This is a genomic window from Faecalibacterium longum (genome assembly GCF_040094125.1).
Taxonomy (GTDB): Bacteria; Bacillota; Clostridia; order Oscillospirales; family Ruminococcaceae; genus Faecalibacterium; species Faecalibacterium longum.
Genome location: NZ_JBBNIH010000073.1, coordinates 1 through 9769, shown reverse-complemented (window position 1 = coordinate 9769; position 9769 = coordinate 1). Strand labels below are relative to the sequence as shown.

General features: G+C 49.3%; 9 protein-coding genes and 1 pseudogene. All 10 read left to right on the top strand.

What is annotated here, in order from left to right:
* Nucleotides 1–154 precede the first annotated feature (154 nt).
* A pseudogene (locus tag AAAU26_RS14525) lies at nt 155–625 on the top strand (type IV secretory system conjugative DNA transfer family protein); the annotation flags it as partial.
* A 192-nt stretch (nt 626–817) separates the two neighbouring features.
* Entirely contained in the window at nt 818–2695 is a 1878-nt protein-coding gene (locus AAAU26_RS01730; RefSeq protein WP_054323469.1) for a DUF4368 domain-containing protein, read from the top strand.
* A 4-nt stretch (nt 2696–2699) separates the two neighbouring features.
* A complete protein-coding gene (locus AAAU26_RS01725; RefSeq protein WP_009259855.1) occupies nt 2700–3077 on the top strand; it encodes a TnpV protein in 378 nt (125 codons plus the stop codon).
* Nucleotides 3078–3090: 13 nt separating this feature from the next.
* Nucleotides 3091–3375 carry a DUF6809 family protein gene (locus tag AAAU26_RS01720; protein ID WP_005944778.1) on the top strand — a complete coding sequence of 95 codons (285 nt, stop codon included), beginning with the start codon at nt 3091–3093 and terminating at the stop codon, nt 3373–3375.
* Nucleotides 3376–3506: 131 nt separating this feature from the next.
* The gene (locus AAAU26_RS01715) at nt 3507–5039 is read left to right on the top strand and encodes a hypothetical protein (RefSeq protein WP_015573038.1); all 1533 of its coding nucleotides are present in this window, start codon (nt 3507–3509) and stop codon (nt 5037–5039) included.
* A 266-nt stretch (nt 5040–5305) separates the two neighbouring features.
* Nucleotides 5306–5473: a hypothetical protein gene (locus AAAU26_RS01710; RefSeq protein WP_009259853.1), complete on the top strand. Its 168-nt coding sequence runs from the start codon at nt 5306–5308 to the stop codon at nt 5471–5473.
* 117 nt (nt 5474–5590) lie between these two features.
* A complete protein-coding gene (locus tag AAAU26_RS01705; protein WP_009259852.1) occupies nt 5591–5959 on the top strand; it encodes a DUF3847 domain-containing protein in 369 nt (122 codons plus the stop codon).
* Nucleotides 5916–7412 (top strand): MobQ family relaxase, encoded by a 1497-nt coding sequence (mobQ, locus tag AAAU26_RS01700; protein WP_227619709.1) that lies wholly within the window; start codon nt 5916–5918, stop codon nt 7410–7412. Before AAAU26_RS01705 ends, mobQ begins: the two co-directional genes overlap by 44 nt.
* On the top strand, nt 7409–9280 hold the full coding sequence (locus AAAU26_RS01695) for an AAA family ATPase (RefSeq protein ID WP_227619708.1): 1872 nt from the start codon (nt 7409–7411) through the stop codon (nt 9278–9280). Before mobQ ends, AAAU26_RS01695 begins: the two co-directional genes overlap by 4 nt.
* A 143-nt stretch (nt 9281–9423) precedes the next feature.
* Nucleotides 9424–9582 (top strand): transposon-encoded TnpW family protein, encoded by a 159-nt coding sequence (locus tag AAAU26_RS01690; RefSeq protein ID WP_081731980.1) that lies wholly within the window; start codon nt 9424–9426, stop codon nt 9580–9582.
* Nucleotides 9583–9769: the final 187 nt, after the last annotated feature.

Sequence of the window (9769 nt, the reverse complement as noted above, 5' to 3'; positions counted from 1 at the left end):
ACTTTGCACTTTCGCACTTTCACGATAATTAGCGTCAATAACTCAAAAAAGCACTTGACAAAACGCTTCATGGGGCAACGCCGAAGATATAAAGCCCTATATCGACCCGGATTTTCAGAACAACATCATTTTGACGCAGACCGAACGCCTTACCATGAACAGCCGCCCGAAGCAGCCGAAATACGCGAGAAATAAAAACGTCGTGGTGATCGGCGGCAGCGGCAGCGGCAAGACAAGGTTTTTCGTAAAGCCTAATTTAATGCAGCTTCATTCTTCCTACGTCTTGACCGACCCGAAAGGCACCGTCCTAATCGAGTGCGGAAAGCTGCTGCAACGGGCAGGCTACCGCATTAAGGTACTGAACACGATAAACTTTCGGAAAAGTATGCACTATAACCCCTTTGTCTATATCCGCAGCGAAAAGGACGTGTTAAAGGTTGTCAATACCCTTATCGTCAATACCAAAGGCGAGGGAGAAAAGAGCGCGGAAGATTTTTGGGTGAAAGCCGAGAGGTTACTATATTGCGCGTTGATCGGCTACATTTGGTATGAAGCCCCCGCCGAGGAAATGAACTTTACAACGCTGCTTGAACTTATCAATGCAAGCGAAGCACGCGAGGACGACGAGGAATACCAAAGCCCCGTTGATCTGCTCTTTGCCGATTTGGAAGAACGCAGCCCCGACCATTTCGCGGTAAAGCAATATAAAAAATACAAATTGGCGGCGGGTGTTGTATGCTCTAAAAGACTTCTTAATCAAGCGGTTGGGAAGTCTCTTAGAACACACAACCTAAAACCGAAGAAAGGAGCGCAAGTTATGAGAAAAAATGAGAAAATCACAGCTCTGTACGAACGACTGAGCCGTGATGACTTTGGCAAAGATGATGACCAACAGCGTGAGAGCAATTCCATATCCAATCAAAAGGCTATGTTGGAGGAGTTCGCCGCACGGCAGGGCTTTACAAACATTGTCCATTTCACGGACGATGGTATCAGCGGCACTTGTTTTGACCGCCCCGGATTTTTAGCCATGATGAAAGAGGTTGAAGCCGGAAATGTGGAATACCTCTGTATCAAGGACATGAGCCGCATGGGTCGTGACTATCTGAAAGTCGGTCAGATTATGGAAATCCTGCGTCAGCGTGGAGTTCGCCTTATCGCCATCAATGACGGCGTGGACAGTGCCAGAGGGGACGATGATTTTACCCCTTTCCGCAACATTATGAACGAGTATTACGCCAGAGACACCAGCCGTAAAATCCGTTCCACTTTCCAGTCCAAAGGCAAGTCCGGCAAGCACCTCACAGGCACGGTCATTTACGGCTATCTTTGGAACGAAGCCAGAGACCAATGGTTGGTTGACCCCGAAGCCGCCGAGGTGGTCAAGCGCATCTTTGCCATGACGATTGACGGCTACGGTCCGTATCAGATCGCCAGCAAGCTGAAAGAAGAAAAAGTCCTCATTCCGTCCGCTTACCTTGCCCGGCACGGCGAGGGCGTGAACAAAAATAAGACCTTCAAAGATGTGTACGGCTGGGGTTCTTCCACCATCTGCAACATTCTTGAAAAGCGTGAATATCTGGGACACACCATCAACTTCAAGACTCGAAAGCACTTCAAGGACAAGAAAAGCCATTATGTCCCGGAGGACGAATGGACAATTTTCGAGAATACCCATGAGCCTATCATTGACCAGCAGACCTTTGACCTTGTGCAGAAAATCCGTGGGAATGTCAGACGCTACCCAGACGGCTGGGGCGAAGCAGCTCCCCTCACGGGCTTGCTCTATTGCGCCGATTGCGGTGGCAAGATGTATGTCCACCGCACCAACAACGGCAAGCGTATTTCTCAATATACCTGTTCCCAATACAGCAAAGTCCCAGTTGGAAAGCTCTGCACGACACAGCACCGTATCAATGAAGATGTGGTACTGTCCCTTGTCTCTGAAATGCTGAAAGCCATTGCCGAGTATGCGAAGCATGACCGAGCCGAGTTTGTCCGTGTGGTGCAGGAAGCGCAGTCCAGCCAGCAGACGGCAGAGGTCAAGAAACAGCGGACACGCCTTGCCACCGCAAAGCAGAGAGTTTCCGAGCTGGAAGTCCTGCTCTGCAAAATCTATGAGGACAACATTTTAGGAAAGCTGTCCGACAGCAGATACGCCACTCTGGACGCTCAATACGAAAAGGAACAGTCCGAGCTTACCGTTGAAATCTCCGATCTGGAAAAGGCTATCAAGAGCTACGAGAAGCACGAAAAGGACGCTGACCGTTTTATCGCTCTGATTGACAAGTATGAGAACTTCGACAAGCTGACGATTGCCATGCTCAATGAGTTTATTGAGAAAATCCTTGTGCATGAGCGTGACCGCAAGGGCAGTATTCAGACCACACAGGAGGTCGAGATTTACTTCAATTTCGTGGGTCGTTTCGTTCCCCCTGCGTTTGGCGAAGTGGAGCTTACCCCGGAGGAATTAGAGGAAATCCGCAAGCGTGAGGAACGCAAGGACAGGCTCCACCAGAACTACTTGAAGCGGAAAGCCAATGGTAAACAGAAAGAGTATGAGGAGCGCACGAAAGCCAAGAAAAAAGCGGAGATTGAAGCCAGAAAACAGGCAATCCGCACCGAGGATATTGCCAGAGGGGTATTTATCCCGGTGAGCAGTTTGCCGCAGCTGGGACCGAGAAAGGGAGCGTGATTTTATGAAAGAGTTGAAACCGAGAATCCATGAGAACGGTATGGACTATGTGTTGGTGGGCGACTACTATGTGCCGGACTTGAAGCTGCCGGAGGAACGCCGACCTATTGGGCATTGGGGACGCTTGCGCCAGTCCTATCTGAAATTGCACCGTCCCATGCTTTACAACGAGCTAATTTTGTCCGGCAGGCTCCACACCGTCGTTGCCGATCTGAACGAGCAGGCGGCAGACAGGCTGGACTTGATTATCCGGCAGATGATGAAAGCCGAGGGCGTGACCGAAGCCATGAAAGCGGAAAATCAGATGTTATGGGTGCAGTCAATGAACTCCATCCGCTGCCGGGCAGAGGAAATCATCAAGACGGAACTAATCTACTGTTGAGAGAGGTAAAGCTATGATTTTGGAAGCCATGTATAATGGGGAGTTTTATCCCTGCGAGACAGTTGTACCTACATCACCGGAATACCGAAAGGCAGTCATAGCCTGTGAAAAGCTCATGGAGCAGTTGTCCCAGCGGCTCAGCAAAGAGGACTATGAGCTGGTGCAGGAACTCCGGGCGCAGACAGCAATCGCCCAATGTGAAGAAAGTGAAAGTCACTTCAAGTATGGCTTTTCCGCTGGGCTGATGTTCAGCAGGAAGCCCATGAACAAGTGCAGCAGAAGAAAGAAAAATAGATGAAGAAAGCCGCCTGAGCAGAAAGAAACTGTTCGGGCGGTTTCAGCATTCGCCAGTAGATTTATTCACACTCTTGTGATAAAATTTACTACAATAAAGAGCGTGATAGCACTAATTTTATGGGGGGATGCTTAATGAATAGAATTTTGAAAAAATTTTTACAGCGGGGTGTCGATTTAAGTCCTGTGGGAGTTGAACTCCGTGAGGATAATACAAATTATTTTTGTACCCCAAAAGGGGCATCGGTTTTTGGATGGGCAGGGATAGATGGTATCCACTTCTGTTTCATTCGTGGATTTGGAGAGATGGTTTTCTCTGTCAGCCCCATGAATACTTCTCCTGATTATGTTCATCCAGTAGCTGAAAATTTTACCGACTTTCTGCGGCTTATACTGGCTTGTGGTGATGTGGCGGCAGTGGAACAAGCGTGGATGTGGAACGAAGCACAGTTTGAAGCCTTTCTCAATGAAAACCCTACAACCCAGGAACAACAGCAAACTTTATCGGAAATTTCAGAGAAGATGAATTTGTTGCCTATGGAACAACCGTGGACATATATCAAAAACCTGCAATCTTCCTTTGATTACAGTCAGATTAAATACACAGAAGATTATTACGATAATGATATGACTTCAGAGGCAGAATTGGTTGCCCCTGAATGGAAGGTCTACTTTGATGGAGATTTCTGGGGACATCGAGGTAAAGACCGTGCCGGAAAAGAGATCAAGCTGGATAAACAATTCGATTGGGCTGGATATCATTGGGTAATTCCGGCAGCTTATTCATGTAGCAAAGGACTTGTCGTTGATTTTTGTATGCGAGTTGATTCAGAAAGCATCCGTGACTTCATGAAAAAATGGAATCTGGACTGGGAAAATGACTCATGTGAAAATTTTACCCGTGAGCAACAGATGCAGATGGAATGGGAAAACCCACTTTGTTTTAACTTCAAACCTTGCTTGAAGTTAAACGAGAAAATATTACAGACAACCCATGGCTGCGCTGTGAGCTTTAATCCTTGTCTGCCAGATGGCGTTATCAATGAGTTGGAAGCAAAATGGGCAATCGACCATTATGGGCTGGATAGTACTTATGGCTGGGTCATATGCAGAGACGTATTTCCTTGGGGAACCAAGCATCACCCTGAAATCAATAAACTTTTTCTTACAATGGAGCAGCAACCAGGACAAGTTCCAGGCTCACATTTCAAAGTTCACGCACCCGGAGATTCATTTATGTTTTCCCATCCTGTTAGCGGAATAACCCATACACTGACCGTGCAGGAAATAGAACAGCAGACAGTTCCTCAAAATAGTTTTGGTTCTGATCGCTGGATTTATCCGACACATTATATTGCCATGAGTTATACACTTACCCCTGAACCGATGGAGAACATTTCGGTTTTTGACTGTGATGAAGGCGATAGACCGATAGAAGTTACACCAGACGATCATTCGTTCCGTCCAGTTGGCAGTAGTTCCTGTTTTGTTGTTGGTGTTATTGGTGGTGCAGATGGTCCGACAGCAGTTATATATGGAACAAATTCACAAGAAAAACTTCATGCTGCTTGTTCTGCTCTGCACTTTGAACCGGTTGGTGATGATGTCGAGTGGCGTATCGTGTTCAATGTTACGCAGTTTGACAAAGAAACATTCCCAATTATCTAAAAATACCCTTAGAACTCTAAGGGCGCACTTCTATACTCTCTATCGAGAGTAGTGCGTCCTGCGGAGCTTCATTCTCTGTCAGCAGAAGAAAACTGCTTGCCTGCGAATGTTGCGTCACTTCGTTCCGTCAAGGTGGCTACACCCCCTTGCACCGCTAAAGCGGCTATCCCCTGTGGACTTGCCGTCCGCAAACGGTTTTGACAAACCGTTCGCCGCCAGCAAGTTTGAAAATAGTAAACGATAATTTAACAAAGGAGCGTGAGCGTATGAAAAAGATTATGTTTGGAAACAGTTTAATGCTATTGGGTATTGCTATAATGATACTTGCAGGATTAAAGGTGATATATGTAGGAACACTGTGGGTGTCGTTTCTTTTAATTATCGTGGGTTTTGTTATGGCTACGATTGGTTTTTTCGGTAAGGATAGCAAATAAATTATCTAACTGAATACAACAACCGAATACCGAAAAATAGACCGTTGACTGGTCGCAATGTGCGAAAAGTTGGCGGTCTTTTTTTATACCCATTTTCAAAAAAGGAGGTCAACCAAAATGGCAAAACAGAAAAGCCTTGAACAGCTTCGAGCTGAAAAAGAGCAAGTGGAAAAGCGGCTTGCACAGGAACAGCACAAACTGGAGCGTTTGGAGAACAGAAAGAAATATCTGGAGAAAGGCGAAAGGCAGAAACGTACCCACCGCCTTTGCAATCTGGGCGGCACGATTGAGAGCCTTGCCCCGGAGGTCAAAAATCTCACACGCACCGAAATGACCGAGCTGATGGAACACATCTTCGGTCTGCCGGAGGTACAGAGAGCCGTCCGGCACATGGAGATTACACACATCAACCAAGCAAACAGAGGAAAGGAGCTGAAAGCCAATGGCACTATTCCACTTCACAGTAACCCAAACGAAACGCAGTAAAGGTCAGTCTGCGATTGCTTCTGCCGCCTATCGTTCCGGCGAAAAGCTGTACAGCGAGTATTACGGCGAATACAGCGACTACACACGCAAGGGCGGCGTGATCTGCTCTGACATTTTCCTGCCGCCCCATGCACTGAAAGAATACGCAGACCGTCAGACCCTATGGAACGCGGTTGAAAAAGCCGAGCGTGGTAAGAACGCCCAGCTTGCATACAGTTTTGAAATTTCCTTGCAGAATGAATTTTCTCTTGAAGAAAACATCGCTCTGGCAAGGGAATTTTTGTTTCGGGAGTTTGTCAGCCGGGGCATGACCGTTGATGTGTCCTTTCACGAAAAGGAGTGTGAGGACGGCGGCACACCCAATCCCCATTTTCACTTTCTCTGCCCTATTCGACCAATGGAGCAGGACGGCACATGGGGCATAAAACAACGGCGAGAATATGTGCTGGACGAGGAGGGCAACCGTATTCGAGACGCAAACGGTAAGTATGTGTTCAATGCCGTTCCCACTACCGACTGGGGCAGTCCCGAAACGCTGGAACATTGGCGTGAAGCATGGGCGGAGATGTGCAACGCCAAGTTTGCGGAAAAGGGGCTTGACGTTCGTATCGACCACCGAAGCTATGAGCGTCAGGGCGTGGAGCTTCTTCCAACCGTTCATGAGGGCGCAACCGTCCGGGCAATGGAGAAGAAAGGCATACGCACCGAGAAAGGCGAGTTCAACCGCTGGATCAGAGCCACCAATGCCGTTATCCGGGACATCAAGAAGAAAATCGCTCTCCTGTTTGATTGGATTGCCGAAGCAAAAGCGGAGCTTGCCAAGCCGCAGGCACCCGACCTTGTTTCGCTGCTGAGCGCCTATTACACCCAGCGCAGAGCCGGGGCATATTCGCAGAAAGGCAAGGTCAGCAATCTAAAGGAGATGAACGAGACTTTCAATTATCTCCGGGCAAACGGCATTTACTCCCTTGAAGATTTAGAAAGCCGTGTCAGCGAACACAGTGCTGCCACAGAGAGCTTGAAGAAAACGCTGGACGAACAGACCGCCCGAATGAAAGCAATTAAGCAGCTCTATGACAGCTCCGCTGCTTTCCAGAGCTTGAAGCCTGTCTATGACGGCTTGCAGAAAATCAAGTTTGAGAAGCCCAGAGCCAAGTACAAGGCAGAGCATGAAGCGGAACTGAAACAGTTCTACGCCGCCAGACGAAAGCTGACCAGGGAGTTCCCGGACGGCAAGGTGGATATGAAAAAGCTGTCCGACGAGTATGACGAGCTGGAACAGGCGCACGAAACCACCTATGGCGAGTTTAAGGCTGTCAGAGACGATTTACACCGCCTTTGGAAGGTCAAGTCATGTGTAGATACTGCCGCCCGATTTAACGAGCGTACAGAGGAACAAATGCTCCAAAATCGACCCCAAACACGACACAAAAAGGAGGAACTATCCCGATGAATTACACCCAAGCGCAGATTGACCGGGCAAACGCCGTCAGTCTGGAAGATTTTCTCCGCACACAGGGAGAGACACTTATCAAAAGCGGACGGGAATACCGCTGGAAAGAACATGACAGCCTGACCGTCCGGGGAAACAAGTGGTTTCGCCACAGCCAGAGTAAGGGCGGCTATCCCATTGATTTCGTCATGGAGTTTTACGGCAAGTCCTTTCCCGAAGCCGTCCAAATGCTGACCGGCGAAAGCGGCGAAGGACAGACCGAAGCCACCACAGCACCGCCCACAGCGTTCCACTTGCCCTTGCACAACCGAACAGCCGACAGGGTAATTCAATATCTTTGCGAAAGCCGGGGTCTCAACAAAACGCTTGTTGAGGCTTTTCTTCTTTCCGGGGATATTTACGAGGACGCAAAGCGGCACAATGTTGTCTTTGTCGGCAGAGACCGAAACGACACACCGAGATACGCCCATGTGCGAGGAACGGCAGACCCATTCAGACAGGACATTGCCGGGTCTGACAAGTCCTATCCGTTCCGCTATGAGGGAAACGGCAACCAGCTCTTTGTCTTTGAAGCACCGATTGACCTTTTGTCCTTTATCTGCCTTTATCCGCAGGACTGGCAGACAAGGAGCTACCTTGCCCTGGGCGGCGTTTCAGGCAAAGCCCTTGACCGTTTTCTTTCTGAACGCAAGGACACCCAAAAAGTGTTCCTCTGCCTTGACAGCGACACCGCAGGAAGCGAAGCCTGTACCCGACTGGCACAGTCCATTCCCAGCGAGATCGCCGTCATTCGCCTTGTCCCGGCAAGGAAAGACTGGAACGATGTTCTCCGTCAGCAAGGGGACATTCCGAGCCGCAAATTCATAGCCGAGACAATCACGCTGCGAGAGCTGCCCACCGCCCAGCCTGTTCCCATGCTCCGCATGGCAGATGTGGAGCTGACGAGCGTGGAATGGCTATGGTTTCCCTATATCCCCTTTGGAAAGCTGACGATCATACAGGGCAACCCTGGCGAGGGCAAGACCTACTTTGCCATGCGTCTTGCGGCGGCTTGCACCAACCGAAAGCCCTTGCCCGGTATGGAAACCCTTGAACCGTTCAATATCATTTACCAGACTGCCGAGGACGGTCTGGGTGATACGGTCAAGCCCCGACTGATGGAAGCAGACGCAGACCTTGAAAAAGTGCTTGTCATTGACGATAGAGACACACCACTGACCCTTGCCGATGAACGCATCGCAAGGGCAATCCCGGAAAACAACGCAAGGCTGGTTATCATTGACCCGGTACAGGCGTTTCTGGGCGCAGATGTGGACATGAACCGGGCAAACGAGGTGCGCCCGATATTCCGCAGTCTGGGAGACATTGCACAGGCTACCGGGTGCGCTATCGTGCTGATCGGACATCTCAACAAAGCCGCAGGAACGCAAAGCACCTACCGGGGATTAGGGTCTATCGACATTACGGCGGCAGTCCGCAGTCTGCTCTTTATCGGCAAGCTGAAGGACAGCCCCACAACAAGGGTACTTATCCATGAGAAAAGCTCCCTTGCGCCGCCCGGACAGTCCCTTGCCTTTTCTCTGGGAGACGAGAAAGGCTTTGAATGGATAGGAGCTTATGACATTACCGCTGACGAGCTTCTTGCCGGAACAGACACCGCCAATACCGAGAGCAAGACCGCACAGGCGCAAATGCTTATTCTGGAACTGCTTGCGGACGGAAAGCGTATGCCGAGTGCAGAGTTGGAAAAGGCAGTCAATGAGCGTGGGATTTCCTCACGCACCATGAGAACGGCAAAGAGCCGTATCGGGGACAGACTTGTGACCGAGAAAGACGGCACAGCATGGGTCTGCTATCTCCGAGACTGACAACAGGAACACGGCAAGCGTGGCAAAGACGGCAAGGTTTTTATAGATACCTTAATGTTGCCGCCTTGCCTTCTTCCCTCATACCGATCACCGCCCGATGATGAAAAGTCACCGGGCATTTTTTATTTACAGGAGGATTTTGAATGAACAATACCGCAACCAACAGTACCCCTTGCCCGACTGTCAGAAAGCAGATCGGCAAGACCACCTATATCGTCCGTGTGCATTTCAGCCAGACCGCAAAAGAAACGATGGAGGACAAAATCAAGCGTCTGCTCCGTGAGGAAGTCCGCAAAATGTGACTTCTTTTTGAATTTGATGAAAAAGTCCTTGACTTTTCGTCTCTGGCAAGACAGCCAAAAGCATTTTGATTTCCTGCGGTGCAAGACTGGCTCCCTTTGATATTCCCCAACTTCGGGAGATCATGTCTTATGACGAACTGGAGCTGGATAAGCTGGGGGATGAAAAATCAGCGCTGTTCTTTCTTAT

What these genes read in the sequence shown, in the direction of transcription:
- AAAU26_RS01720 (WP_005944778.1), top strand. Translation starts at nt 3,091, where the DNA reads ATGATTTTGGAAGCCATGTATAATGGGGAGTTTTATCCCTGCGAGACA.
- AAAU26_RS01715 (WP_015573038.1), top strand. Translation starts at nt 3,507, where the DNA reads ATGAATAGAATTTTGAAAAAATTTTTACAGCGGGGTGTCGATTTAAGT.
- AAAU26_RS01710 (WP_009259853.1), top strand. Translation starts at nt 5,306, where the DNA reads ATGAAAAAGATTATGTTTGGAAACAGTTTAATGCTATTGGGTATTGCT.
- AAAU26_RS01730 (WP_054323469.1), top strand. Translation starts at nt 818, where the DNA reads ATGAGAAAAAATGAGAAAATCACAGCTCTGTACGAACGACTGAGCCGT.
- AAAU26_RS01705 (WP_009259852.1), top strand. Translation starts at nt 5,591, where the DNA reads ATGGCAAAACAGAAAAGCCTTGAACAGCTTCGAGCTGAAAAAGAGCAA.
- AAAU26_RS01690 (WP_081731980.1), top strand. Translation starts at nt 9,424, where the DNA reads ATGAACAATACCGCAACCAACAGTACCCCTTGCCCGACTGTCAGAAAG.
- mobQ (WP_227619709.1), top strand. Translation starts at nt 5,916, where the DNA reads ATGGCACTATTCCACTTCACAGTAACCCAAACGAAACGCAGTAAAGGT.
- AAAU26_RS01695 (WP_227619708.1), top strand. Translation starts at nt 7,409, where the DNA reads ATGAATTACACCCAAGCGCAGATTGACCGGGCAAACGCCGTCAGTCTG.
- AAAU26_RS01725 (WP_009259855.1), top strand. Translation starts at nt 2,700, where the DNA reads ATGAAAGAGTTGAAACCGAGAATCCATGAGAACGGTATGGACTATGTG.